At 66.7% G+C, this 26,149-nt stretch carries 22 protein-coding genes; 17 read left to right on the forward strand and 5 right to left on the reverse strand.

Annotated elements, in window-relative coordinates; all coding sequences use genetic code 11:
- Nucleotides 1-47: 47 nt before the first annotated feature.
- Genes ACFQQD_RS05835 through ACFQQD_RS05850 form a run of 4 tightly spaced genes read right to left on the reverse strand, consistent with a single transcriptional unit; the run spans nt 48 to nt 3,356 of the window.
- Nucleotides 48-959 carry an SDR family oxidoreductase gene (locus ACFQQD_RS05835; protein ID WP_378087181.1) on the reverse strand — a complete coding sequence of 304 codons (912 nt, stop codon included), beginning with the start codon at nt 957-959 and terminating at the stop codon, nt 48-50.
- Entirely contained in the window at nt 956-1,915 is a 960-nt protein-coding gene (locus ACFQQD_RS05840) for an amidohydrolase family protein (protein WP_378087183.1), read from the reverse strand. Before ACFQQD_RS05840 ends, ACFQQD_RS05835 begins: the two co-directional genes overlap by 4 nt.
- Nucleotides 1,912-2,598 carry a 3-oxoacid CoA-transferase subunit B gene (locus tag ACFQQD_RS05845; protein WP_378087185.1) on the reverse strand — a complete coding sequence of 229 codons (687 nt, stop codon included), beginning with the start codon at nt 2,596-2,598 and terminating at the stop codon, nt 1,912-1,914. Before ACFQQD_RS05845 ends, ACFQQD_RS05840 begins: the two co-directional genes overlap by 4 nt.
- Nucleotides 2,599-2,600: 2 nt before the next feature.
- Nucleotides 2,601-3,356, reverse strand: a complete 756-nt coding sequence (locus ACFQQD_RS05850; RefSeq protein ID WP_378087187.1) for a CoA transferase subunit A — start codon at nt 3,354-3,356, stop codon at nt 2,601-2,603.
- A gap of 365 nt (nt 3,357-3,721) precedes the next feature.
- Between ACFQQD_RS05850 and ACFQQD_RS05855 the strand changes: the two genes are divergently transcribed.
- From ACFQQD_RS05855 to ACFQQD_RS05930, 16 genes are all read left to right on the forward strand, one after another.
- The gene (locus tag ACFQQD_RS05855; RefSeq protein ID WP_378087189.1) at nt 3,722-4,831 is read left to right on the forward strand and encodes an NDMA-dependent alcohol dehydrogenase; all 1,110 of its coding nucleotides are present in this window, start codon (nt 3,722-3,724) and stop codon (nt 4,829-4,831) included.
- Nucleotides 4,832-4,861: 30 nt separating this feature from the next.
- On the forward strand, nt 4,862-6,352 hold the full coding sequence (locus tag ACFQQD_RS05860; protein WP_378087191.1) for an aldehyde dehydrogenase family protein: 1,491 nt from the start codon (nt 4,862-4,864) through the stop codon (nt 6,350-6,352).
- A gap of 16 nt (nt 6,353-6,368) precedes the next feature.
- Nucleotides 6,369-7,493, forward strand: coding sequence for an NDMA-dependent alcohol dehydrogenase (locus ACFQQD_RS05865; protein WP_378087193.1), 1,125 nt, complete (start codon nt 6,369-6,371; stop codon nt 7,491-7,493).
- 10 nt (nt 7,494-7,503) lie between these two features.
- Nucleotides 7,504-8,085 carry a UGSC family (seleno)protein gene (locus ACFQQD_RS05870; protein WP_378087195.1) on the forward strand — a complete coding sequence of 194 codons (582 nt, stop codon included), beginning with the start codon at nt 7,504-7,506 and terminating at the stop codon, nt 8,083-8,085.
- Complete coding sequence (locus ACFQQD_RS05875; RefSeq protein ID WP_378087197.1) at nt 8,082-9,203, forward strand: hypothetical protein; 1,122 nt, start codon at nt 8,082-8,084, stop codon at nt 9,201-9,203. Before ACFQQD_RS05870 ends, ACFQQD_RS05875 begins: the two co-directional genes overlap by 4 nt.
- Nucleotides 9,200-10,060: an SDR family NAD(P)-dependent oxidoreductase gene (locus ACFQQD_RS05880; RefSeq protein WP_378087199.1), complete on the forward strand. Its 861-nt coding sequence runs from the start codon at nt 9,200-9,202 to the stop codon at nt 10,058-10,060. Before ACFQQD_RS05875 ends, ACFQQD_RS05880 begins: the two co-directional genes overlap by 4 nt.
- A 141-nt stretch (nt 10,061-10,201) precedes the next feature.
- Nucleotides 10,202-11,344, forward strand: a complete 1,143-nt coding sequence (locus tag ACFQQD_RS05885; protein WP_378087201.1) for a zinc-binding dehydrogenase — start codon at nt 10,202-10,204, stop codon at nt 11,342-11,344.
- Nucleotides 11,345-11,375: 31 nt separating this feature from the next.
- Nucleotides 11,376-12,371: an amidohydrolase family protein gene (locus tag ACFQQD_RS05890; RefSeq protein WP_378087203.1), complete on the forward strand. Its 996-nt coding sequence runs from the start codon at nt 11,376-11,378 to the stop codon at nt 12,369-12,371.
- Between the two features lie 283 nt (nt 12,372-12,654).
- On the forward strand, nt 12,655-14,445 hold the full coding sequence (locus tag ACFQQD_RS05895; RefSeq protein WP_378087205.1) for an ABC transporter substrate-binding protein: 1,791 nt from the start codon (nt 12,655-12,657) through the stop codon (nt 14,443-14,445).
- The gene (locus tag ACFQQD_RS05900; RefSeq protein ID WP_378087207.1) at nt 14,442-15,473 is read left to right on the forward strand and encodes an ABC transporter permease; all 1,032 of its coding nucleotides are present in this window, start codon (nt 14,442-14,444) and stop codon (nt 15,471-15,473) included. The genes ACFQQD_RS05895 and ACFQQD_RS05900 overlap by 4 nt, the downstream gene beginning before the upstream one ends.
- On the forward strand, nt 15,460-16,344 hold the full coding sequence (locus ACFQQD_RS05905; RefSeq protein WP_378087209.1) for an ABC transporter permease: 885 nt from the start codon (nt 15,460-15,462) through the stop codon (nt 16,342-16,344). Before ACFQQD_RS05900 ends, ACFQQD_RS05905 begins: the two co-directional genes overlap by 14 nt.
- Before the next feature lie 8 nt (nt 16,345-16,352).
- Nucleotides 16,353-17,510, forward strand: coding sequence for an ABC transporter ATP-binding protein (locus tag ACFQQD_RS05910; protein ID WP_378087211.1), 1,158 nt, complete (start codon nt 16,353-16,355; stop codon nt 17,508-17,510).
- Nucleotides 17,507-18,646, forward strand: a complete 1,140-nt coding sequence (locus tag ACFQQD_RS05915; protein WP_378087213.1) for an ABC transporter ATP-binding protein — start codon at nt 17,507-17,509, stop codon at nt 18,644-18,646. The genes ACFQQD_RS05910 and ACFQQD_RS05915 overlap by 4 nt, the downstream gene beginning before the upstream one ends.
- Before the next feature lie 224 nt (nt 18,647-18,870).
- Nucleotides 18,871-20,661 carry an ABC transporter substrate-binding protein gene (locus ACFQQD_RS05920; RefSeq protein WP_378087215.1) on the forward strand — a complete coding sequence of 597 codons (1,791 nt, stop codon included), beginning with the start codon at nt 18,871-18,873 and terminating at the stop codon, nt 20,659-20,661.
- Between the two features lie 215 nt (nt 20,662-20,876).
- On the forward strand, nt 20,877-22,667 hold the full coding sequence (locus ACFQQD_RS05925) for an ABC transporter substrate-binding protein (RefSeq protein ID WP_378087217.1): 1,791 nt from the start codon (nt 20,877-20,879) through the stop codon (nt 22,665-22,667).
- Nucleotides 22,668-22,824: 157 nt separating this feature from the next.
- Nucleotides 22,825-23,406, forward strand: coding sequence for a flavin reductase family protein (locus ACFQQD_RS05930; protein WP_378087219.1), 582 nt, complete (start codon nt 22,825-22,827; stop codon nt 23,404-23,406).
- Here ACFQQD_RS05930 and ACFQQD_RS05935 read toward each other — a convergent pair.
- A complete protein-coding gene (locus ACFQQD_RS05935; RefSeq protein WP_378087221.1) occupies nt 23,395-24,210 on the reverse strand; it encodes an SDR family NAD(P)-dependent oxidoreductase in 816 nt (271 codons plus the stop codon). The two genes, ACFQQD_RS05930 and ACFQQD_RS05935, sit on opposite strands and share 12 nt — an antisense overlap.
- 188 nt (nt 24,211-24,398) lie before the next feature.
- On the opposite strand from ACFQQD_RS05935, the gene ACFQQD_RS05940 reads away from it, so the two are divergent.
- Complete coding sequence (locus ACFQQD_RS05940) at nt 24,399-26,144, forward strand: helix-turn-helix domain-containing protein (protein ID WP_378087223.1); 1,746 nt, start codon at nt 24,399-24,401, stop codon at nt 26,142-26,144.
- Nucleotides 26,145-26,149 lie beyond the last annotated feature (5 nt).

Raw genomic sequence — 26,149 nt, forward strand, 5'->3', positions numbered from 1 at the left:
CTGGTCCGATGTGGACTGGCCGACCCCTCTCAATTCGCTCAGTCTGTTCAGTGCACCGGGGTGTACACCGGTGCTGGCAGACGGTTCTCCTGCTGATACACCGGGGAGGACAGCAGGAACGGAATGGCCTCTGCGCGCTCCTGGTTCAGCGGTTCGTCGGGGAAGGAGTCCTCGATGGCGCGATGGCGGGCCACCACGCCCTCCTTGAACTCCGGGTGCGTCAGGATGAACATGTCCCCACGGCGCACCCCTTCCAAGACGCGCTCGCCGGCCTCCTCGGCGCTCATGTACGGCTGGCTGAGCTGGAATTCGGTGGCCTCGGGGCCGGGCGCGGTATAGCCGGATTCGCCGTACTCGCGCGGGCGCTTCGCCACCGAGGAGGCGATGTTCGAGTGCGTCGGGCCGGGACAATAGGCCGAGACTCCGATGCGCTCCGGCAACAACTCGATGTGCAGCGCCTCGGAGAGGCCGATGATCGCGGCTTTGGACATGGAGTACAAGCCGGCCACGATCGGCAGCAGCCCGGCCATGGACGAGGTGTTGACGATGTGCCCGCCTTCGCCGCGGCGTCGGATCACGGGAAGGAACGCCTGGATGCCGTTGCCCACACCCTTGATGTTCACGTCGATCAACCAGTCCCAGTCGGCCGCGGTGGCGTCGGACACGGGGCCGGTCAGGCCGATTCCCGCGTTGTTCACCAACAGGTCCACGCGGCCCTGCTCGGCCTCGATCTGCTCTGCCGCCTGGCGCATGGCGTTCAGGTCCGTGACGTCCACCTGCAGAGTGGCCACCGTCAGTCCACGCTCGGAGAACTCCGACTGGGTCTCGGAGAGATGGTCCGGACTGCGTCCGGTGACGTAGACGATCATGCCGGCGCGGGCACACGCCAGCGCGATGCCTCGGCCGATGCCGCTGCTGCCGCCGGTGACGACGGCGACGCGTCCTGTCAGTTCCTTCATGAGCTTTCCTTTGTGTTGTTCGCGCCGGGCAATTGCAGGAGTCGGGCGGCGTTCTCCCGGAGGATCATCGGCCGCACGGATTCCCGGATGGGGAGCTTGTCGAAGGCCTCGAACCAGCGTTCCGGCGTGATCACCGGAAAGTCGGTGCCGAAGAGGACTTTGTGCTTGAGCAGCGTGTCCGCGTACTGCACCAGTTGCGCCGGGAAGTACTTCGGCGACCAGCCGGACAGATCGATGTAGACCCGCGGTTTGTGCAGGGCGATGGACAACGCCTCGTCCTGCCAGGGGAAGGACGGGTGGGCCATGATGATGTCCATGTCCGGAAAGTCACCGGCGACGTCGTCCAGCGGCAGCGGGTTCGAGTACTTCAGGCGCACTCCGCCGCCACCGCGCGACCCAGCGCCCACCCCGGTCTGACCAGTGTGGAACAACGCGATCAGGCCGAACTCCTCGATGACCTCGTACAACGGGTAGGCCATCCGGTCGTCAGGGAAGAAGCGCTGAACGCCGGGGTGGAATTTGAAGCCGCGCACCCCGTAGTCCCGCGCCAGAATTCGGGCTTCCCGGACGCCGGCAGCGCCGCGCGCCGGGTCGATGCTGGCGAACGGGATCAACACGTCCGAGTGTTCAGCGGCCTGCTCGGCGATCTCCCGGTTGCCCGGGACGGGTTCGTCACCGGTCGCGGAGATCGAGTCGACGGTGAACACGATGGCGGCCATCCTCCGGGACCTGTAGTACTCCGCCAGCTCGGGCACGGTGTATCCGTGCATCGTGCCGATGCCGAAGTACTCGCCCATCTGTTCGCCCGACTCGACGGGGCCGGCGTCGTCCTTCACCGAGCGGTGGACGTGAACGTGGACGTCGATCCCCGCCAGGTCGCGCCACTGCTGGAGAGACGGCGACGAGGACGGACCGGACTCGTGGGGCTTCTGTGGCTCTGCCGCGTCAACGCTCATGCGGCAATGGCCTCGACGTACTCGGCCGAGGTGCGCTGGCGGACATCCTCGGGAGTGATGCCGGGAGTGCACTCCACCAGGGTGAGCTTGCCGTCAATCATGTGGAAGATCGCCAGATCGGTGTAGACCCGGGTGACGACGCCGACGCCGGTCAGCGGGAAGGTGCACTCCGGCACCAGCTTGGACCGGCCCTGACGGTCGACGTGTTCCATGCACACCCAGACCTCGGGGGTGCCGGCGACCAGGTCCATGGCTCCGCCGACGGCAGGATTGCGCCCGGGAACGTACCAGTTGGCCAGATCGCCCGACTCGGACACCTGCAGTGCGCCGAGGATGGTCACATCCAGATGACCGCCACGAATGATGGCGAACGAGGTCGCCGAGTCCACGATGGCACCGCCCGGGATCATGCTGGCGGGGATCTTGCCGGCGTTGGTGAGGTCGGGATCCTCGTTTCCTTCCCCGGGATGCGGGCCCAAGCCGAGGATGCCGTTCTCGGAATGAAGGAAGACCTCGAGATCGTCGGGGATGAACTGCGGCACGGCCAGCGGGATGCCCACGCCCAGATTGACGGTGTAGCCGTCCACCAGATCTGCAGCCAGACGCTGGGCGATCTCGTTCCGGCTGCGGCCGGTGATGCGCGGCGCGTCCGTCGTGACGGTTTCGGTGTTGGTCGTAGACATGGTCAGCCCTTCTGAGTCGAGGCGGCCCGCCGTGGCAGGTCGGCTGGGACGGGGTCAGCGGTCATGACCACGTGGTCGACGAAAACGCCGGGCACGTGGATGTCGTCGGGGTCCAGGACGCCGGTGTCCACCAACTGCTCGACCTCCACAAAGGTCGTCCGGCCGGACATCGCGGCGAGAGGATTGAAGTTCTGGGCGGAACGGTTGAATCGGACGTTGCCCTTGGGGTCGGCCCGCTTCGCCTTGACCAGTCCGAAATCGGCACGGATGCCGTACTCGAGGACATGGGCACGGCCGTCGAAGTAGCGCTCTTCCTTGGCGGGCAGCATGACGTCCGGCTCCCCGTTCGAATACGAGGCGGGGAACGTTCCGTCCGACAGCATGGTTCCGGCGCCGGACGGCGTGAAGAAGGCTGCGATCCCGGCCCCGCCCGCCCGCATTCTCTCGGCGAGCGTGCCCTGTGGAATGAGCTCCAGCTCTACTCGGCCGGCGAAGTACTCGTCATAGAACTCCGGCAGCACCGGGAACGATCCGGTGATCCGGCGAACCCTGCCCTCCATGACGAGCCGCCCGATTCCGGTGAAGTCGTCCCCCACGTTGTTCACGTACAGGTGGAGGTCCTTCTTGCCCAGGTCAGAGAGTGCATTGAGGAGAGCGTCTGGACGTCCAGAACTGCCGAAACCGCCGACGGCGATCGACGCGCCGTCCCAGACGGCGTCCAGGTGCTCATGGAGATCGGTGCGGAATTTGTTGATCAAGGTTCTTCCTACTTCTCTATCTTCTGGACAAGAGGCATCTTCTGGACGAGGGGCCGGGTGCGGACCCGGCGGCACGAGGTGCGAAGCGACGGATGCGGTCCGGTCACCCTGTAGTCAATCCTCGGAAAAGGGCGCGAGCACGCCGGTTTCCACTCCGTAGAAGACCGTCCGGCACTCGGGGCGTTCAGGCCCCCAACGTGACCCCCATCACCTCGATCTCTTCCGTGCGATGGAAAGCCCATGGCAGCCCCTCATCGGACCGAGCACGGTGGAGGCAGCTGCACCATCCGGTCCTGACAACCGGTGATGCGCCCATCCCACCACCGGTGCCTGACTCAAGGTGCCATTCGCCAGAAAGGGGTCCCATGAGCATGAAGACTCGTGCGGTCGTATGCCGCGAGCCCGGACAGCCCTGGGAAGTCACTGAACTCGACCTCGATGAGCCCAAGGCCAATGAGGTCCGCATCAAGATGATGGCCGCTGGAATGTGCCACTCGGACGACCACATCCAGAAGGGCGATGCGCCCATGCGTATGCCGGTGGTGGGTGGTCACGAAGGTGCCGGCATCATCGACGCAGTGGGCGAGGGTGTCACGCGGGTCAAGGTCGGCGACCACGTGGTCTGCTCCTTCATCCCCGCGTGTGGATCCTGCCGCTACTGCTCCACCGGCCACCAGAACCTCTGTGATTCCGGCAAGAATGCCGCGACCGGCGAGTTCCCTGACGGCACCTTCCGGTTCCATCAGGATGGCGTCGACTTCGGCGGACTGTGTGTCCTGGGAACGTTCTCCGAGCACACGGTCGTCTCCGAGTACTCGGTCATCCCGATCCCGGAGGAGTTGCCCTTCGAGGTGGCGTGCCTGATCGGTTGCGGTGTTCCCACCGGCTGGGGTTCGGCCGTGCACGCCGCGGGCGTCCGCGTCGGCCAGACCGCCGTCATCTTCGGCGCCGGTGGCGTCGGCATGAATGCCGTCCAGGGTGCCGCGATGGCCGGCGCTCAGCGCGTCGTCGTGGTGGACCCGGTGCAGTTCAAACGGGACAAGGCGCTGGAGTTCGGCGCCACCCACGTCTTCGACAACGCCAAGGACGCGACGGACTTCGTCATCGAGGCCACCTGGGGCGAGCTGGCCGATCACGCCATCATCACCGTCGGCAGCCTCCACGACGAGGTGATCCACGACGCCATCAACATCGTCGGCAAGTCCGGACAGGTGACCATCACCGCCGTCGGGAACGGCTGGATCCGGGAGAACCCGGGCATGCTGATCGGTTTCCAGCGGCGGATCCAGGGCGCGATCTTCGGCGCCTGCAACCCGCTGCACGACGTGCCCCGGCTGGCCAGCATGTACCTGAACGGCAAGCTCAAGCTCGACGAGCTCATCACCAACCGCTACACCCTGGATCAAGTCAACGAGGGCTACCAGGACATGCTCGACGGCAAAAACATCCGCGGCATCATCAACATCGAGCACTAAGCCAGCGCGAGAGACGGAAGAGAGACACTCATGACTGCAGTCATCGATCCCCAGGCAGAACTCGACACCCCGCTGCTCCAAGACAACGTCCAGCTGATCGGCGGAGAGTGGGTTCCCGCGGCCAGTGGCGAGACCATCGAGGTCATCAACCCCGCCAACCGGCAACTGCTCGCGCGCATCCCCCGCGGTACCGCGGACGACGTGGACGCGGCCGTCAAGGCGGCCGAACAGGCCTTGCCGGCGTGGCGTGATCTCAACGCCACCGCCCGGGCCAGCCTGCTGTACCGCTGGGCCACTCTGGTCGAGGAGAACGCAGAGGTCCTGGACCAGCTGGAGTCCCGCGATGTGGGCCGCCCCCACTGGGGCCCCTCTCCGGTGCCGGGCATGCTCCGGTTCATCGCCGGACAGGCGGACAAGGTGCACGGGGTCTCCCTGCCCACCTATTCGCCGGACGTCATGGGCTTCACCGTGCGCGAGCCGTTCGGCGTCGTCGGTGCCATCATCCCGTGGAATGCTCCCGGTCCGATGTTCACCAATGAGGTGGCCGCATCCATCGCCGCCGGCAACACCATCGTGATCAAGCCGGCGGAGGACGCGCCGTTGGCGCCGTTGGCCCTGGCCAAGCTGGCCATGGACGCGGGCATTCCCGCCGGCGTGGTCAACGTGGTGACCGGCTACGGTTCCGAGGCCGGCGCTGCCATTCCGAGCCACCCGGGTATCCGTCGGGTCGGCTTCACGGGCTCCCCGGCCACCGGCTCCATCGTCATGGAGGCGTGTGCCCGGAACCTCATCCCGCTGCACCTTGAACTGGGCGGCAAGTCGCCGCAGGTGGTCTTCCCGGACGCCAATCTGTCCGCGGCCGCCCCCGCGATCGCCGCGGGCATCACCATGAACACGGGTCAGATCTGTGCAGCCGGTTCCCGCGTGGTCGTGCACCGCAGCGTCCACCAGGAAATGGTGGAGCGCCTGGCCGAGGCCATGCAGAAGGTCACCGTCGGCCCCTGGCACCAGCAGGTGAATATGGGTCCGCTGATCAATGGCCGCCAGCACGAGCGCGTCATGGGCTACATCGAAGCCGGCAAGTCCGGCGGCGCCGACCTGGTGCTCGGTGGGGGTGTTCCGTCCGGCGAGGCCTTCGGTGACGGCTTCTTCGTGAATCCCACTCTGTTCGACAACGTCAAGCCGGACATGAAGATCGCCCAGGAGGAGATCTTCGGCCCGGTGCTCTCGGTCATTCCCGTGGACAACGAGGAAGAGGCCGTCGCGGTCGCCAATGGAGTGGACTACGGCCTCGTCGCCTCAGTCTGGACGGAGGACGTGGGCACCGCCGTGCGGATGTCCCGGGCCCTGGAGGCCGGACAGGTCGGAGTGAACAACGCCCTGGGCGCCGGTGTGATCGGTGGACCCTTCGGCGGATACAAGAGCAGCGGCTTCGGCCGGACCATGGGCGCTGACGCGGTCCAGAACTGGACCCAGGTCAAGACCATCTCGATGCGTGGCGCCACGCGTCCGGGCAACTGAAAGGAACACCAACACCATGGCAACCATCACCACGCGTGCAGCCGTAGCCCGAGGACCCCATGACGGCTGGCAGGTCACGGACCTGCAGTTGGACCCGCCGCAGGAGCACGAGGTCCGGGTCAAGCTCCACGCGGCCGGTCTGTGCCATTCGGACCATCACATCACCGCCGGCGACGCCCCGGTCCGGTTTCCCATCGTCGGCGGGCACGAAGGCGCCGGCGTGGTGGAATCCGTGGGCCCGAGCGTCACCCGGGTGAAGCCGGGCGACCGAGTCGTCTGCGCCTACATCCCGGCGTGCGGTGCGTGCCGTCCGTGTTCCACCGGTCACCAGAACATGTGCGTGAAAGGTCTCAACGCCGGGACGGGCATGTTCCTGGACGGATCCTTCCGCTTTCATCAGGGCGGCGAGGACGTCGGCGGCTTCTGCACTCTGGGCACCTTCTCCCAATACACCGTGCTTTCCGAGTACGCCGCGGTTCCCCTGCCGGATGACATCCCCTTCGAGATCGGCGCCCTCGTGGGCTGCGGAGTTCCCACCGGCTGGGGCTCAGCGGTCTACGCGGCCGAGGTCCGCGCCGGGGATACCGTCGTCATCTTCGGTGCCGGCGGTGTCGGCTCCAACGCCGTGCAGGGCGCCCGGTACGCCGGTGCCAAGAACGTCGTGGTCGTGGACCCGGTGCAGTTCAAGCGGGAGTCGGCCGTCGAGGTGTTCGGTGCCACCCATGCGTTCGCCACGGCGCAGGAGGCCCACGACTTCGTGGTCGAGACCACGTGGGGGCAGTTGGCGGACAAGGTGATCATCACCGCGGACGCCGTCACCGAGGAGATGGCCAACGCCGGCATCGCCATGACCGGCAAGGGCGGAAAGCTGACCATCACCTCGGTCGGACACCTCACCGAGCAGGCCGTCACCATCCATGCCGGCATGCTGATCAGTTACCAGCGGCAGATCCGCGGCGCCCTGTTCGGGGACTGCAATCCGCTGTATGACATCCCCAAGCTGCTGGGCTTGTACCGCGCCGGGGACCTGAAGCTGGACGAACTCATCACCCGCAAATACACCCTGGACGAAGTGAACACCGCCTACGAGGACCTGCTGGCCGGCAGGAACGTGCGCGGCATCATCGTCCACGAACAGTAGGAGAGCGGACATGACCCAGACGATCCTTGACCCCACGGGCCTGCGCGTGCAGTCCGGGGACACCGCCGGTGCCCAGGGCCAGCCAGCCCCCGGGCTGGTGGCACGCCCCGACTCACTGGCCGGCGCCCGGATCGGGCTGCTCGACAACACCAAACACAACGCCATGCTGCTGCTGCAGACCGTGGGCCGACTCCTGGTCGAGGAGCACGGTGCCGCCGAGGTCACGCTGGTCGAGACCAAGCGGAACTTCTCCGTCCCGGTCGACGACGAGATCGTCTCGCGCTACCGCGAGGCCTGTGACGTCGTGATCACCGGCGTCGGGGACTGCGGGTCCTGCAGCGCGGCCGCCGTCGCGGATGGGATCAACTTCGAGCGAGCCGGGCTGCCGGCCGCCGTCGTGCTGACCGACGCCTTCGACGTCACCGGGCGAACGATGGCCGGCGTTCAGGGCGCCCCGGACTACGAATGGATCCGGACCGAACACCCGATGGCCGTGTTGGCCGAGGACCAGGTCCGGGAACGGGCCCGCCAGCTGTTGCCGGAGATTGTCAGTACGCTGACGGCCTCCTCGGGGCAGGAGGGAACGGCTTGAGCGCAACACCGGCAGATCAGTTGGATCCGGCGGCCGCTCAGGCAGCCATCGAGTATGCCTATGAGCAGGGCTGGACGGACGGATTGCCCGTGGTTCCGGCCACGCAGGAGTTGCTCGAGCGCTTCCTGGCCGCCGGCGGACGTCCGGCCGATGAGGTCCTCAGCCACTTGAAGCAGGTGGACCGTCAGGTGACGGTGGAACTGTTGGCGATCAACGCCGCCATGGCCGGCTGCAAGCCCGAGTACTTTCCCGTGGTGCTAGCCGCGTGGGAGGCGCTGACGCTGGAACGGACCACCGGCGGAGGTGGCTGGCAGTCCACGAGCGGGCCGGCTCCGTTGATCATCGTCAACGGCCCGATCCGACAGGAACTCGGCTTCAACAGCACCGGCGGTGTGTTCGGTCCCGGTTTCCGGCCCAACGCCACCGTGGCCCGGGCGATCGGGCTGACGGTGCGCAACGCCTATGGGATCCGCCCTCACGAGCTGGAGCAGGCGACTCAGGGGTTGCCGGGACGCTGGTCGATCTGCCTCGCCGAGAACGAGGAGGAGAGCCCGTGGGCGCCTCTGGCCGAAGACCTCGGGGTCAGTGGCAACGCCGTGACCTCCACCCTGCTGCGCACCAGTGAGTTCGTGGACAACCGGCACACCTCCGACCCGGAACAGCTGCTGGCCGACTTCGCGGACACCATCGGCCGCTCGGGCCCCTGGATCTTCAAGCACGCGATGGCCGGAGTGGTGCTGTGTCCGGAACACGCCAACCTGCTGGCCCGTGCCGGATGGTCTCGCTCGGATGTGGCCGCTTGGCTCACCGAGCAGTCGGGGCGCACGACGGCTCAACTGGCCCGGGTCGGCAAGGACCGGGCCAATGAAGGCGGAGTCCGCTTCCCCGGAGACAACGCGAACCCCGAAGAATTCCAACGCACCATTGCTGACCCCGCGTCGATGATCGTGGCCGTGGCCGGATCTCGTACCGCTGGCATCTCGATGGTGGTGCGGTACTTCGCCGACTGGTCCGGGCAGTCCATTCCCGTGCGCGCCGTCGGCGCTTCCACGTCGGGTTCCGATTCGGCCGCACCCGTCGGTGCCGCCACCGCAACAACAGGTGAGGACGCTAGATGAGCAGCTCCGCTTTCGAGAGCCGATTGGTAGAGACGCCGCTGGAGGATCCGCTGGCCGAACAGGGGACGGCGCGGATGGCCGGACGACGAGCCCTGATCACCGGCGCCGGGCAGAACGGGGACCTGCCCGGCGTCGGGTACGGCATTGCCCGGCTGCTGGCCGCCCGCGGTGCCTCCGTGGTGGTCCTGGACCGCAGCCCGGAAGCCGCGCAGCGGACCGTCGACCGCATTGCCGCTGACGGAGGCCAGGCCTACCCCCTGACGGCTGACGTCACCAGCGACTCTGCCTGTGAACAGGCGATCGCCGAGGCGGTTCAGCTGCTGGGTGGACTGGACACCCTGGTGAACAATGTCGCCAGCGGGGACCGTGCCGGCATCTTCGAGATCACGCCCGAACGGTTCGAAGAGTTGCTGGACATCAATCTGAAGTCCGCCTGGTCCGTGACGCGCCACGCGGTGCCGCAGATGCCCAGCGGCAGTGCCATCCTCAACATCTCCTCCGTGGGCGTGCGCGCCCGGGGCCCGGGAATGCCCTATTGCGTGGCGAAGGCCGGCCTCGAGAACTTCAGTGAAGGCGCGGCCACGACGCTCGGGCCTCAGGGTATCCGGGTCAACTGCATCGAAGTCGGCGCCATCTGGGGTTCCTTCGCGGCCGCGAACATGGACGAGAAGTTCCGGGAGTCGCGCCGGGAGAGCACCACGCTGAAGAAGGAGGGCAGCGCGTGGGACATCGCTCACGCTGCGGCCTTCTTGCTCAGTGACGAGGCCCGGTGGATCACGGGTCAGACCCTGGCCGTCGACGGCGGCCCCTTCGGCCGCGGCCCCGGCGGGCCGCCGGTCACCTCCGTGGCGCGATAAGCACGTGACCGGTCGCACCGACCGGAGCGACCGGACCGAGTGATCCGGCCCATCCCCACCCCATCCCACGGGTCCCACCAGCGCGACCCTCGTCAGGACTCATCCGAGGAACCTGACGGACCAGACCGAGAGGTGCCCACCATGCCAGAACGTTTGCACGAGAACCTGCCCGACACCGTCCGGGCGGCGGTCCAGACCGGACCCAGCACGATGGAGGTCCGCGAGTTCCCGCGCCCGACCATCGGACCGGACGACGGACTGCTGCGCGTGGAGGCCAACGGCATCTGCGGTTCGGATGTGGAGATCTACCGCGGCCATCTGCATGGCCGCAGCGCCGATCCGTTCATTCCCGGCCATGAACCACTGGGCATCATCGAGGAACTGGGCGAGCGCGCCGCGGAACGTTGGGGTGTCCAGGTCGGGGATCGGGTGGCCCTGGAGGTCATCGTTCCGTGCCGTTCGTGTGAGGACTGCCTCGTCGGTCGGTACCAGGCGTGCCGCAACAAGCAGAACGGCCACGGCGTGACGCCGTTGGACGTGGAGCCGTCCCTGTACGGAGGCTTCGCCGAGTACCTGTACCTGGCCCCGAACGCCGTGATGCACAAAATCGACAAGTCTCTGCCGATCGACATCGCGGCCATGTACAACCCACTGGGGGCGGGCGTCCGCTGGGCCGTGGACCTCGGTGAAGTCGGCATGGGCGACACCTTGGTCATTCTCGGCGCGGGTCAGCGCGGACTGGGAGCCCTCATCGCGGCGAAGGCCGCCGGGGCCAGCAAGGTCATCATCACCGGGTTGGAGAGCGACCGCCACAAACTGTCCGTGGCCGAGCAGCTCGGAGCGGATCACACCGTCGTGGTGGACGGGCCGAACGGCCAGGACATCGTCGACGTCGTCGCCGAGCTGACCGATGGACGCATGGCCGACGTCTCGCTGGACCTGACCCCCATGGCGGCCGGTCCGGTGACCGACGCCCTCAAGGTCGTCCGGCACGGTGGGCGAGTGGTGCTGGCGGGGCTGAAGGGCGGCCGGGAGATTCCGGTCAGCACGGATCTGCTGATCAACCGTGGTCTGACCGTCCGGGGCGCCTTCGGCGTCGATGCCGCCGCCAACAAGAAGGCGATCGCGCTGCTCGAGTCCGGACGGTTCCCGCTGGAACTGTTGCACACGCACACCTTCGGCCTGGACCAAGTCGGCGAAGCCATCGACACGCTGGCCGGAGCCGGCGAGGACAAATCCGCCATCCACGTCACCGTCCAGCCCCACCTCGACCGCACCGCCTGAGCGGCACACAGCAACAGAAAGTACGTGCACCATGATCATTGACGCCCACGCGCACATCCTGCCCGACGACTATCCCGCAGACGCACCGGAGTGTTTCCCCTCGATGGAGGCCGTCTCCGGATCGACGGACCGCACCCTGGTCTTCGGACAGATGCGCTTCCAGGCCAAGGACGCCTTCTTCGCCGCCGAACGGCGGATCGAGGAGCAGGATGCCTCGGGAGTGGACATGGAGGTGGTCAGCCCCATGCCGCCGTTGCTGAAGTACGACCTGCCGGCGGCGGACGGACTGGCCCTGGCCCAGCACGTGAATCACTTCACGGCGCAGTTGTGCGAACACGCTCCCGACCGACTGACCGGCCTCGGCATGGTCCCGCTCCAGGACCCGGACGCCGCGACGGCCGAACTGTCCGCCATCAAGGACGCCGGGCTGGCCGGCGTCGAGATCGCCTCGAACATCCTGGGTGACTCGATCGGTGACGAGAAGTTCCTGGACTTCTTCAAGGAAGCCGAGAGGCTCGGGGTGTCCGTCTTCGTGCACGCCATGCCCTCGCCCATGTCCCGGTTGCCGATGTCCGCCATGGGCACCTATGTGGTGGGCGTGGAGGGCATCTTCGCCGCCGGTTCGATGGCGTTGGGCGGCACGGCCGCCGCCTGCCCGGACCTGCGGATCTCCTTCAGCCACGCTGCCGGCGGTTTCGCAATGATGCTGCCCCGGGCCAACTACTTCTGGGGCGGTTCCTGGAATGAGGAACCGGTGAATCCGGAACGGGCCGTGATGCCCGACGACGGCCCGTCACCCCTGGAGATGGCGCGCCGGTTCTACTACGACTCGATGGTCTTCGACCACCGCACGATCCGCTATCTCATCGACCTCCTCGGCGCCGACCGACTGCTCGTCGGCTCCGACTTCCCGGCGATGCTGCGAGAGGAGCCGATCGCCAAGACGCTGAAGTCGATGGATCTGCCCCCTGAGGAATGGGAGAGCATCAGCTCTCGCAATGCACTGCGCTGGCTCGGCCGGGAGTAAGCCGAGAGTCAATCGCTGCCGCGTCGACCGCGACGGCGACTTTCGAAGCACTGCTTCGTCCGTGGTGAGCGGCCCTCTCCCGCCGTGCCGGGAGAGGGCGGCTCGGCATGCCCGGAGGAAGCCCTGGGTGCTCCGGAAGAGCACAACCGACGAACCGCCGACTGACTTTCATCCGGCGGAAACCGCGTGGGACCGCCCGATGGTCTAGGCCAGACTTCTAGCCGTCGGATGTGCCACAACTCACATCAACCCGTCTCGCTATCCACCACTGTGGGGAGTCGTTATGAATTTGAATCCACGCCAGAAGAGGCCACGCCGTGGTCTTCTCGGCACCGTGGCTCTGGTCGCCAGCCTGAGCCTCGCCCTCGCCGGCTGTGGCGGCGGTGACGCCGGAACGAACGGCGCGGGCAACGGTGAACCGTCCGACGTCGGAGAACCCCAGGCCGGTGGCGAACTGACTGTCCTGCTGGACGCCGGATACTCCGGGGGCTGGGACACCGGATTGGACCCGGCCACGAGCAATTCGATCGGCGCCAACCAGTCGCTGAACTCCGCCATCTTCGGCGGTCTGTTCAATCTGGAGGCCGACGAGAACGGGGAGAACGCCGAAATCGTCCCGAACCAAGCGGAGAGCTACGAGTTCTCCGACGACGGACTGACCTTGACCGTGAAGCTCCGTGAGGGGATCACGTTCACCGACGGCACGCCGATGGACGCCCAGGCCGTGCTCTGGAACTGGATTCGCAACCTGAACTCCGGCAGTACCGGAGCGCCGCAGCTGGATCTGGCCCAGGACGTGGAGATGCCCGACCTGGATCAGCAGTTCCTCGATGATCTCTACGCGGCGCTGCCCGAAGACGTGGACCAGGACAAGATCGAGAACGATCTCGGGGCGATCCAGGCCGTGGACGACCACACGCTGGAAATCCAACTGGCCACGCCCAATGGCGCGCTGGTCAACGCGATGCCGTACAACAACCTGAACCTCATCGCCTCGCCGACGGCGTACAAGGAGATGGGCGCCCAGGAATTCGGCCGGGCTCCGGTGGCGGCGGGCCCGTTCACCGTCGAGGCGAACCAGCTCTCCGAGCGACTGGACCTGAAGAAGAACGGAGAGTACTTCAAGGACGGCCTGCCGTACCTCGATGAACTCTCCTTCCAGTCGATCGCCGGCGACCAGGTGCTGTACCAGACGCTGCAGGCCGGCCAGGGCGACGCCATCGAGGGCCTCAGCTCGGTGACCCTGATCAAGCAGGCGCAGAACAATCCCCAGCTCACCACCACCCTCGGGGCGCCGACCTCGCCCTATGTCATTCAGTTGAACACCCGCAAACCGCCGTTCGATGACAAGAAGGCGCGAGAGGCGATCTACTACGCCACCGACTTCGAGGCCATCAACGAGGGCCTGTTCAACGGTCAGGGCGACATGTCGCAGTCGTTCACCGCCTCGGGCGGGCTGTTCCACGAGCCCGAGGTCGAGGGGTACCGCGAATACGATCCGGAGAAGGCCAAGGAGCTGGTCGATGAGCTCGGAGGGCTGACGGTCGAACTCGGCACCACGGACATCGTGACCGCCCGCCAGGTCACCACCGCCCTGCAGACGCAGTGGCGCGAGGCCGGCATCGACGTCAAGATCGACTCCAAGCCGCTGGGTGACATCATCACCAAGTTCGGCAGCGGTGAGTGGGAATCCATGTTGCAGACCGCCGGTGCGTGGGATCCGGCGGCCGGCATCGGCGTGGACGTGCGCTTCGGCTCGACTTCGACCTACAGCGGCACCCCGTTGCCCGAAGGTGCGGACACCGCGTCCGAGGCGCTCGAGAAGGGTTTGCAGACGGACCTGGACAAGCTCTTGGCGGACGCCGCAGCCACCGTGGACGAACAGGAGCGTGCGGAGCTGTACCAGCAGGCCGCGAAGATGATCTCGGATGAGGCCTACGGCCCGTTCGGGATGGCCTTCTCTCCGGCCCAGGTGGTCCGCAAGGGTGTGCACGGTCCGGGTCTGACCACGCCGATCCCGGCGCTGGCCGTGAACCCCGGAGTGATCTACGACCGGGTATGGGTTGAGCAGTGACTGACACCGCAACGCGGGAACCGCAGACCCGGCCGGAGGCAGCCAAGTCCGCCGGCCGGGGAGGCGGATCACCCCTGCTGAGACTCTTCGGCCGCCGCCTGTTGATGACCATTCCGCTGCTGCTGGCCATCAGCGTTCTGGTCTTCACCCTGCTGGAAATGATGCCGGGCGACCCGGCGCGGAACCAGGCCGGTATGGACGCCTCCGAGGAACAGGTCGAAGCCGTCCGCCATCGGATGGGTCTGGACCGGCCCGCTCCCGAGCGCTATTTCGGCTGGTTGTTCGGCATCTTCCGCGGGGATCTGGGCCAGTCCTCGGTCAGCGGCCAGTCGGTGGGCGACATGCTCGCCGACCGGGCGCCGATCACCCTGGAGCTGGTCATCCTGGCTTTCGTCGTCTCGCTGGGGATCGCCATCCCGGCGGCGCTGCTGGCCGCCCGCAAGCCCGGTGGACTCTTCGACCGAGGCACCATGGTGGTGGCGATGACCATGCTCGCCGTGCCGAACTTCGTGCTGGCCATGCTGCTGGTCCTGATCTTCTCGATCGCGCTGCAGATGCTGCCGGCCATCGGGTTCGTCCCGTTGGAGGACGGGCTCATACCCAACCTCAGATCGGTCATCCTGCCTGTCCTGGCGCTGGCCGTTCCGCTGGCGGCGTTCTATACCCGGTTCCTGCGCGGTGACCTGGTCGAGCAGATGAACTCTGCCGACTACGTGGACACGGCCCGGTCCAAGGGCGTGCGTCCCGGGCTCGTGCTGTGGATCCACGCCTTCCGCAATTCATCGTTCGGCCTGTTGACCATCGTGGGTCTGAACATCGGCACCCTCGTCGGCGGCACGGTGATCATCGAGCAGATCTTCGCCATGCCCGGCATGGGCATGATGATGCTCGAAGGCGCCATGTCCCAGGACGTGGCCGTGGTGCAGATGTGCGTGTTCATCTTCGCCGCGGTGGCCGTGCTGGCGAACCTCGCAGTCGACCTGATGTATGCCGTCCTCGACCCAAGGATTCGTTATGGCAGTCACTGATGCCTCCGCGGTGGTCGCCGCGTTCCCCGACACCCACGACGACTCCGATCTGCGCTGGTCCAGGATCCGGCAGCGACTGGTCGTGATTCTGCCGCTGGCCTTCGTGGCCTTGTTGCTGTTGGCCTGCTTCGTGGGGCCCCTGGTATTTCCGCTTCCCGCTCCGGTGGGAGGCAGCATCCTGGAGAGTGCCCTACCGCCGGGAAGTCCCGGTCACCCACTGGGCACGGACATCAACGGCAACGACGTCCTGTCGCGATTGCTGCACGGTGGCCAGTCGTCGCTCATCGTGGCCGTTTCGGTGAACGTCATCGGTCTGGTGATCGGTGGCGGCATCGGTGCGCTGTCCGGATACATCGGGGGCCGGATCGACAACGTGATCATGCGCGTGCTGGACGTGTTCATCGCGTTCCCGTCGCTCGTGCTGACGATCGCGATCGCCCAGGCGCTGGGCCCGAGCATTCCCAACACGATCCTGGCTTTGACCGCTTTCAGCATCCCCGCGGTCGCTCGTGTCTCCCGCTCGGCCACCTTGCGCGTCATGACCATGCCCTTCCTGCAGGCGGCTGAACTCAGTGGCAGTCCAGCGTGGAAGATCCTGCTGCGCCACGTGGCCCCGAACATCACCCCGCAGATGCTGAACTTCGCCATGTTGGGTATGGGCATCGTGATCGTGACCGAAGGTGCGCTCAGCTTCCTGGGTCTGGGCATCCCGCCACCGGCTCCCAGCTGGGGCAACATGATCTTCGAGGGCCAGCAGTCCATGTCGGCCACGCCCTTGTTGGTGCTGTGGCCCAGCCTGGCGCTTCTGGCCACGGTCCTGTCCTTCAACCTGCTGGGTGAGAACATCCGCGACGAGATGAGTGGACGATGAGTACGACCATGACCGCGACCCCCGAACCCCAGACCAGCGACGGGCCGGGCGAGAAACCAGTACTGAAGGTCCGGGACCTGAGGGTGACGTTTACCCGCGCAGGTAAGCGGATCCGGGCTGCCAAGGGCGTCTCCTTCGACGCCAAGCCCGGCAAGATGCTCGCCATCATCGGTGAATCCGGTTCGGGAAAGTCCGTCACCGTTCGCGCGCTGATGGGACTGCTCCCGCCCAGTGCCAAGATCTCCGGTTCGGCCGACCTCGAGGGCAAGGAACTGGTCGGACTCAGCGACAAGAAGATGCGCATGGTGCGCGGCCAGGAGATCTCCATGATCTTCCAGGACCCGGCTCGGTCACTGAACCCGACCATGTCCGTTGGCGCCCAGATCGTGGAATCCGTTCGCACCCACCGGCCGGTGAACCGCAAGGACGCCGCGGAACGCGCGATCGAGTTGCTGAAACTGGTTCGCCTGCCCGCCCCGGAGAAGCGGTTCCACCAGTTCCCGCACCAGCTCTCCGGTGGCATGCGCCAGCGCGTGATGATCGCCATCGCCCTGGCGTCCGATCCCAAGGTGCTGATCGCGGATGAGGCGACCACCGCCTTGGATGTGACCACGCAGGCCCAGATCATGGAACTGCTGGTGGATCTGCGCGAACGCCTGGGAACCGCTGTCATCATGATCAGCCACGACCTCGGGCTCGCGGCCAGCTACGCGGACGAGGTCTTGGTGATGTACGCCGGCAAGGTGGTCGAACAGGCCGCCACCTCAGAGTTGTTCAGCAACGTCCGGATGCCGTACACCCGGGCGCTGTTGGAGGCGATCCCGCAGGTGACGCGGCCGTCCCACGCTCCACTGACGGTCATCAGCGGTCATCCGCCGGACCCCAGTCAACGGATCGAGGGCTGCCCCTTCAAGCCACGGTGTATTCGTTCCACCGACCAATGTGCGACCGCTCCGCTCCTGGAAGAGCATGAGCCGGCTCATTGGTATGCCTGTTGGCATCCGGTAGACGGGGCCCTGGCTCCGATTCCGGAGAAGGCCGGGACCGTGCCCGGCGAAGCGGCCGCCGTGGCCGCCGATGTCGACGCATTACCCGGTGAGCGTCCGCCGACAACCTCCGCGGAGACGACGGGAACGCCGGCAACAGGAGAGGAGTCGACGCCATGAGTTCCAACGCGCAAACAGTGGACGACGCGGAAACCGGGCTGGGCCATCGGCCGCAGACTCAGGGTGGCGCGGCGCAGCCGGAGCAGGAGCCGATGCTCTCCGTCCGGAACATCGTTCAGGAGTTCGAGAGTCGAGGTCCCGGCGGGGTCAAGGAAGGCGTGGTGCACGCCGTATCCGATATCTCCTTCGACCTGATGCCGGGGGAGACCCTGGGCATCGTCGGCGAGACCGGATCCGGCAAGAGCACCCTGGCCCGCGCGATTATCCAAGTGGACCGGCCCAAGTCGGGCTCGGTGATCTTCCGGGACCAGGACCTGACAGACCTGCATCGCAAGGACCTCAAGAAGGTCTGGGCGAACTTCCAGATGGTGTATCAGGATCCGTTCAGCTCCTTGAACCCGCGGTGGCGCATCGAGGATGTGGTCGCGGAACCCCTGGACAGCCACCGGAACCTGAGCCGGGCGGAACGCCGAGCCAAGGTCCGCGAGTTGCTGGAACTGGTGGGGTTGGATCCGGACGCCTACATGAGGCGACGGCCGATGGAGCTCTCCGGCGGCCAGGCGCAGCGAGTCGCCATCGCACGGGCGATCGCCTTGGATCCGGCCGTGATCATCTGTGATGAGGCGATCTCCTCCCTGGATGTGCTCATCCAGGCCCAGGTGATCAACCTCTTCGAGAAGCTCCGGGTCGAGCTGGGGCTGTCCTATCTCTTCATCGCCCACGATCTGGCCACCGTCAAGCAGGTCAGCGACCGGGTGGGTGTGCTCTACCTCGGGCAGCTGGCGGAGATCGCTCCCTCGGACCGGCTGTACGAGACCCCGCGTCATCCGTACACCCGAGCCCTGTTGGACTCCGTCCCCGGACTGGACCCGGACACGGGTGTGACCAAGCGGCCGATCACGCTCCCGGGAGACGTGCCGAGCCCCTTGGATCCGCCGTCGGGATGCCGTTTCCGCACCAGGTGCCCGTTCGCTCAGGAGGTCTGCGCGACCAAGGAGCCCCTCCTGGAGCCCTGCGACGGCGGCGGGATGGTCGCGTGCCACTTCCCGTTGGATGATGAGGGACGGCCGACCAACGGCCATCCGGCCCGTGCCGGAATGGGAGAGGGTCGGTCACCGGAGGCGGTCGACGCCTGACGAATCGCACGCTCCTCTGACCACGAGAGAACCCCGGGTGTACTTCGGTACGCCCGGGGTTTTTGTGTCGGTGGGACCAACGTTGGCGGGGCGGGCTTTCGCGGGGTGGAAAGCGTCTAGGAGCAATGACCTGCCTGGGAAAGACTTTCGCGAAGCCGGGGTGTGATGTACGTCACGTCGGTGGATCCTGATACATCCTGATACACCGTCCAGTGGGAGTCATCATGAAGACGAAATCGCACCAGAAAGGGCCCGGCCGGACACTCTTCAGTGCCCTCGCTGTGGCCGCCAGCCTCAGTCTCGCCCTCACGGGATGCGGCGGTGGGGACCCGGACGCCGAGGGGAGTGCCAACGGCGGATCCTCGGATGCCGGCGAACCCCAGGCGGGCGGCGAGCTGACCGTCCTGCTGGACGCCGGATTCGCCGGCGGGTGGGCCACTGGCCTCGACCCGGCGACCTCCAACACGGTCGGCGCCAACCTGCCCCAGAGCATTGCCATCTACGGTGGACTGTTCGCGCTGGAAGCCGATGAGAACGGGGAGAACGCCGAGGTCGTCCCGGACCAGGCGGAGAGCTATGAGTTCTCTGAAGACGGGCTGACGCTGACCGTCAAGCTGCGCGAGGGCATCACGTTCTCGGATGGCACGCCCCTGAATGCCGATGCCGTCGTGTGGAACTGGATCCGGGCCCTGAGCTCCGGCAGTACCGGCGCGCCGCAGCTGGAGCTCGACCTCGAGCGGGAGATGCCGGACCTGGACCAGCAGTTCCTGGACGACCTCTATGCAGCCCTCCCCGAAGACGTGGACCACGCTGTGATCGAACAGCGTCTCGGTGCCATCCAGGCGGTCGACGACCTGACCTTCGAGATCCACTTTGACGTCGCCAACGGCGCCTTCGTCAACGCCATGCCGGCCACGAGCCTGAATGCCATCGCCTCGCCGACGGCCTACAAGGAAATGGGGGGTGAGGAGTTCAGTCGCGCTCCGGTGGGTGCCGGGCCGTTCACCGTGGAGGCCAACCAGCTCTCCGAGCGTCTGGACCTGAAGAAGAACGAAGAGTATTTCAAGGAGGGCCTGCCGTATCTCGACGAGCTGTCCTTCCAGTCCGTGGGCGGCGATCAGGTGCTGTACCAGACGCTGCAGGCCGGCCAGGGTGACGTCATCGAGGGCCTGAGTTCGGTGACCCTGATCAAGCAGGCTCAGGACAACCCGCAGTTGACCACGACCCTGGGTGCGCCGACGTCGCCCTATGTCATTCAGTTGAACACCCGCAAACCGCCGTTCGATGACAAGAAGGCGCGTGAGGCGATCTACTACGCCACCGACTTCGAGACCATCAATGACGGTCTGTTCGACGGCCAGGGTGATATGACCCAGTCGTTCACCGCCTCGGGCGGGTTGTTCCACGAGCCGGAGGTCGAGGGGTACCGCGAATACGATCCGGAGAAGGCCAAGGAGCTGGTCGAGGAACTCGGTGGCCTGACGGTTGAGTTGGGTACCACTGACATCGTCACCGCGCGCCAAGTGACCACGGCTTTGCAGACGCAGTGGCGTGAAGTGGGGATCGACGTGAAGATCGATTCCGTGCCGCTCGGTGACGTGATCACGAAGTTCACCAGTGGCGAGTGGGAGTCCATGCTGCAGACCGCCGGAGCCTGGGAGCCGGCGGCCGGCATCGGCGTCGGCGTCCGGTTCGGGTCGACCTCTCCGTTCAGTGGCACCCCGCTGCCCGAAGGCGCCGAGACCGCGACTCAGGCCCTGGAGGAGGGACTCAATACCGAGCTGGACGATCTCTTGCTGGATGCCTCCGCCACCGTGGACCAACAAGAGCGTGGCGAGTTGTACAAGGAGGCCGCGAAGATGATCTCAGACGAGGCCTACGGGCCGATGGGCATGGCGTTCTCGCCGGCACAGGTCGTCCGCAAGGGTGTGCACGGTCCGGGTCTGACCACGCCGATCCCGGCTCTCACCGTCAACCCCGGAGTGCTCTACGACCGGGTGTGGGTTGAGCAGTAGTCCTCCGGGAGCGACCTCTTGAGCACTGACCTCAACCGCTGTGCGCCCGGGGGCTTGGTTCGTCCTCGGGTGCGCGGTGGTGAGGAGGGTGACTGCCTTTCGCGGGATGGAAAGCGCATAGTACCGGTTCTCCGGCTGGGAAAGACTTTCGTGAAGCCGAATGTGACCTCGATCACGCCGGTGAATCCTGATACACCGTCCCATGGGGAGTCATCATGAACATCAATCCACGCCAGAAGGGGCCCCGCCGGACCCTCTTCGGCGCCGTTGCACTGGCCGCCAGTCTCAGTCTCGCGCTCACCGGTTGCGGTGGCGGCAATGCCGATGCCGAGGGAGGAAACAACGGCGAATCATCGGAGGTCGGCGAGCCACAGGCCGGCGGTGAACTGACCGTCTTGCTGGACGCCGGGTACTCCGGCGGGTGGGCCACGGGTCTGGACCCGGCCACCTCCAATACCGTCGGCGCCAACCTGCCCCAGAGCAATGCGATCTTCGGGGGCCTGTTCAACCTGGAAGCCGATGAGAACGGGGAGAACGCGGAAGTGGTTCCCCACCAGGCCGAGAACTATGAGTTCTCCGAAGACGGAAAGACGGTGACCATCACACTCCGTGAGGGCGTGACCTTCTCCGACGGCACACCACTGGACGCCGATGCCGTGGTGTGGAACTGGATCCGCGCGCTGAACTCCGGCAGCAGCGGTGCGCCCCAGCTGGAGCTGGCCCAGGACATCGAGATGCCGGATCTGGATCAGCAGTTCTTGGACGATCTCTACGCGGCGCTGCCCGAGGACGTCGACCAGGCCGCGGTCGAACAGGACCTCGGCGCGATCCAGGCCGTGGACGACCTGACCTTCGAGATAAATTTCTCCACGCCCAACGGCGCTTTCATCAACTCCCTGCCCGCCACCAGCTTGAACTTCCTTGCGTCGCCGACGGCGTACAAGGAGATAGGCGGCGAGGAGTTCAGCCGGGCTCCGGTCGGGGCCGGGCCGTTCACCGTGGAAGCCAACCAGCTCTCCGAACGACTGGACCTGAAGAAGAACGAGGAATACTTCAAGGATGGCCTGCCGTACCTTGATGAACTCTCGTTCCAGGCGGTCGGGGGCGATCAGGTGCTGTACCAGACGCTGCAGGCCGGCCAGGGTGACGTGATCGAGGGCCTCAGCTCGGTGACCCTGATCAAGCAGGCGCAGGACAATCCCCAGTTGACCACCACCTTGGGTGCGCCCACGTCGCCGTACGTGGTGCAGTTGAACACGCGCAAGCCACCGTTCGATGACAAGAAGGCCCGCGAGGCGATCTACTACGCCACCGACTTCGAGACCATCAACGATGGTCTCTTCAACGGTCAGGGTGACATGACCCAGTCGTTCACCGCGTCGGGTGGTCTGTTCCATGAACCGGAGGTCGAGGGCTACCGCGAATACGATCCGGAGAAGGCCAAGGAACTCGTGGAGGAGCTCGGCGGCCTGACGGTCGAGTTGGGCACCACGGACATCGTGACCGCCCGACAGGTCACCACCGCCCTGCAGACGCAATGGCGTGAGGCGGGCATCGATGTGAAGATCGACGCCGTACCCCTCGGTGACGTGATCACGAAGTTCACCAGCGGTGAGTGGGAATCCATGCTCCAGACGGCCGGTGCGTGGGAACCGGCCGCCGGCATCGGCGTGGGGGTGCGTTTCGGCTCGACGTCACCGTTCAGCGGCACCCCGCTGCCCGAGGGCGCGGACACCGCGTCCGAGGCCCTGGAGAAGGGGCTGAACACCGAGCTGGACGACCTGCTGATGAACGCGGCTGCCACCGTGGACGAGCAGGAGCGTGCGGACTTCTATCAGCAGGCGGCGAAGCTCATCTCCGATGAGGCCTACGGCCCGTTCGGTCCGGCCTTCTCGCCGGCCCAGGTGATGCGCAAGGGTGTGCACGGTCCGGGTCTGACCACGCCGATCCCGGCCCTGGCGGTCAACCCCGGAGTGCTCTACGACCGGGTATGGGTCGAGCAGTAGGCCCAGCAAAGGCTCTCGAGCAGTAGTCGAGAGAGCAGCTGTCGCACGCCGGCCCGGGGCGTCTCACATTGAGACCCACGGGCCGGCTGCGGTGGCGATAGCGTGACCGCAGAAGCCGGGCAGGGCCCGGGAAACGGACGCCGAGGAGGGCAGGCCGATGACTGCCAGATCGCTTGAACACCGTGGACTCGAACAGGTGGACTCGGGCAGATTCCGTGAGGTGGTGGGCCATTTCGCCACGGGAGTGACCGTGATCTCCACCCGTCTCGGAGAACGCTCGTTCGGGACCACAGCGTCGTCGGTGGCGTCGTTGTCCGTGGACCCTCCGATGATGCTGGCGTGCTTGAACCGGGGCAGTGCGACCCACGGTGCCGTGAGCCAGACCGGACGGTTCGCCGTCAACGTCCTCAGCACGGATCAGGCCGGACTCGCCCGTGCTTTCGCTCAGAAGGGGGACGACAAGTTCCAGGGGGTAGCGCACGCCCTCGGAGCCCAGGGAATGCCATTGCTCGACGGCGCGCTGGCAGCCTTGGAATGCGAGGTCACGGAGGTGGCCACCGGCGGCACTCACACGGTCTTCATGGGCCGGGTGCTGTCGGCTGAGGCGCGACCGGGCCGGCCCCTGGCCTACTTCCGCGGCCAGCTCGGCACGCTGCATCCGGACCTGGAAACGGCGGCAGTAGCGGCAGTAGCGGCGGGCCAGGATGCCGCAGGCGTTCGGACGGCCTCAGCGCGATGACGGTCCAGAGGGCACGCCACTCTGGATGGCCTCATGCCGGGCAAGGACCTGCGGCATGACCTCGACGCTGGTGTTGAGGTACAGCTGGTTCCGCCGGACGGCATCCACCACCATGCGGCCGACGTCGAGGGGATCGAGCCAGCTGAACTCGCGGCCACTGGCCGCCAGATCGACGTTGTGCAGCGCCGTTCGCTCGGTGGCCGGGCGCGAGCGCAGCGAGTCTTTGATATTGGTCCGGACGAAACCGGGCAACAGGGCGGTCGTCCCGACGACGGACTCGTCTTGTTCCAGCTCGGCGGAGAGGACTTCGGTCAATCCCAGCACGGCCGCCTTGCTGGTCACATAGGCGCCGGCCTCGGCGGGCGTGACGTGCACGGACATGGAGGAGGTGTTGACGACGTGACCCCAGTCAGCGTTCTTTTTCAGGCGCGGCACAAAGGAGCGGATTCCGTGGATGACGCCCCAGAGATTGATGTCCAGGACGAACTTCCAGTCCTCGAGCGTCATGCCCTCCAGGGGTCCGAAGGGACCGACGCCGGCGTTGTTGCACACCACGTGGATCCGTCCGTACTCGGCCAGCGTCCGATCGGCGAGATCGTCCACGCTGGACTGGTCGGTGACGTCCGTGCGAACGCCGAGGGCACCCAGCTCACCAGCAGTGCGGGACAGGGCCTGCTCGTCGATGTCCGCGAGCACCACTCTCGCCCCTTCCGCGAGGAAGGCCTCGGCCATGCCGCGGCCGATGCCGGAGGCGCCTCCGGTCACCACGACGACGGCCCCCTTGAGTTCTACCGTGCGTGCCATGGTCGTGCTCCTTCGGTCGGTATCAGCGCTGCTCGGCGGTCCGTCGTTCGGCCGGCAGTCCTGCTGACGATGGTGGCAGGCGCCACCGTGATCTGGGAGTCGCAGATTGAGACCGCGGCCGGCCGGGGTCCCACTCGTGGCGAGTCGGCCTGTGGCGAGCGGGCCTGTGGCGAGCCCAGGGAGCCCCGATGACGCATCCGTCGTCCTTCACCACGCGCCAGTTCGCTCGGGCCTTCGTCACGGACCCCGAGGCTCAAGGTGCCATCGGCCGGGCCAAGGAACGCTTTCTCCACGATCCGGATGCGGTGCTGAAGTCCCCGCCCGAGGTGGTCCGTCCAGAGATCCTCCAGTCCTGGAAACGCTCTCTGGATGCGGGGGTGGACTCTCACGGAGACGCCTTGCCGCCGCAAGAGCGCCGCGTGGGCGGCGCTGCGCTGCAACGGGTGGTGGAAGCCCAGCGTGAGAGCATCGCGCAGGACTTGGACGGGACGAATGGCTGGGTCATGGTGATGGACCAACGCTGCCGCACCATCGGTTCGGCGATCGGCGCTGACGACGACGTCCGCCTGACCGCGCTGGTCGGCGGCGCCCGCCACGGGGCGGTCTTCCGCGAGGACACCGTGGGGTCCAATGGTGCGGCGGTCGCCATCGAGCGGATGGACGCCTTCGCGGTGATCGGTGCGGAGCATTTCCAACGGTCGACACACAACCTGGTGACGGTGGGCGCTGCCATCCGCGATCCCGTGGGGCGAGTGGCCGGCGTGGTCTCCTTGAACGCCCGGCTCGCCGACGCCCACCCGGTCATGCTTCCCCTGGCCCGGGGCATCGCCCGGACCATCTCCGACGGACTGCTGGAGATCGTCCACCGGGGAGAGCGGTCGCTGTTCATGCAGTTCATGCAGAGCGCTCGGCGCCCGTCTCGCCCCGTGCTCGCCGTGGGTGACGACGTCTTGATGCTCAACAGCGCCGCCCGGCAACTGCTCACCGGACGGTCGGCGCTCGACGAGGTCGCCTTGAGGGCGGAGGCACAAGGCCAGTCGCGGACCCGCTCCCAGGGAACCGTCCGGCTCGACGGCGGCGACTATGAGCTGCGCACCCAGCGGCCGCCGTCGGGCACGGCTGGGGTGATCGCCAAGCTCGCTCGCGCTCACCCGCGCCCGGAGACCATCTCGGAGCTCAGTCGGGTGCAGCGGGCGCGCGCGGACGGCATTCCGGCCTTGATCCGCGGGGAACACGGCAGCGGACGGGCATGGATGGTCCATCACGCAGCGGACGGCTGCCCCGTGACCGAACTGGCGGCCGGTGAGGAGGCGGACGACGGCGAACGGTGGTGCGATCGACTCCAGCGGGCGTTGGCCGTGCCGGAGGCGGTCGTGCTGATCAGGGACATCGACCGACTGCCGGAGCGGCTGCGTGCCGTTGTGCTCCGTACACCCCTTTCCCGGGGTGAGGCCTGGGTGGCGGCCACGGCGGCCACCGACGCCTCGGATGCGGAGCTGCTGGACTCGTTTCCCGTGGTGGTCGAGCGCAGCCCCCTGCGTCAGCGCCGCGACGAGATGCCACAGCTGATCTCCGCCGTCCTCGCCGACCTGGAGGCGCCGCAGACCCGCGTGACCCCGGAGGCCCTCTCGATCCTCATCCGTCATCCCTGGCACGGGAACTTTCCGCGGTTGCGCTCTGTGCTGGCCACGGCTCTGGCCAGCGGGGGCCGTCGGCAGATCGAACTGACGCACTTGCCGTCGTCGGTCATCACGGAGGCCAGCGCGCCGCGATTGTCTCCGGTGGACGATGCGCGCCGCAGACTGCTCGTCGAGGCGTTGCGCGCCTCGGGTGGGGACCGGGAGGCGGCCGCCGCATCGTTGGGCATCTCCCGAGCCACGGTGTATCGGCAACTGAAACGGTTCGGCATCCGTGCTCCGGGCCGTCGTCGGTGACTGTC

Source organism: Citricoccus sp. GCM10030269, from assembly GCF_042665635.1.
Classification (GTDB): Bacteria; Actinomycetota; Actinomycetes; order Actinomycetales; family Micrococcaceae; genus Citricoccus.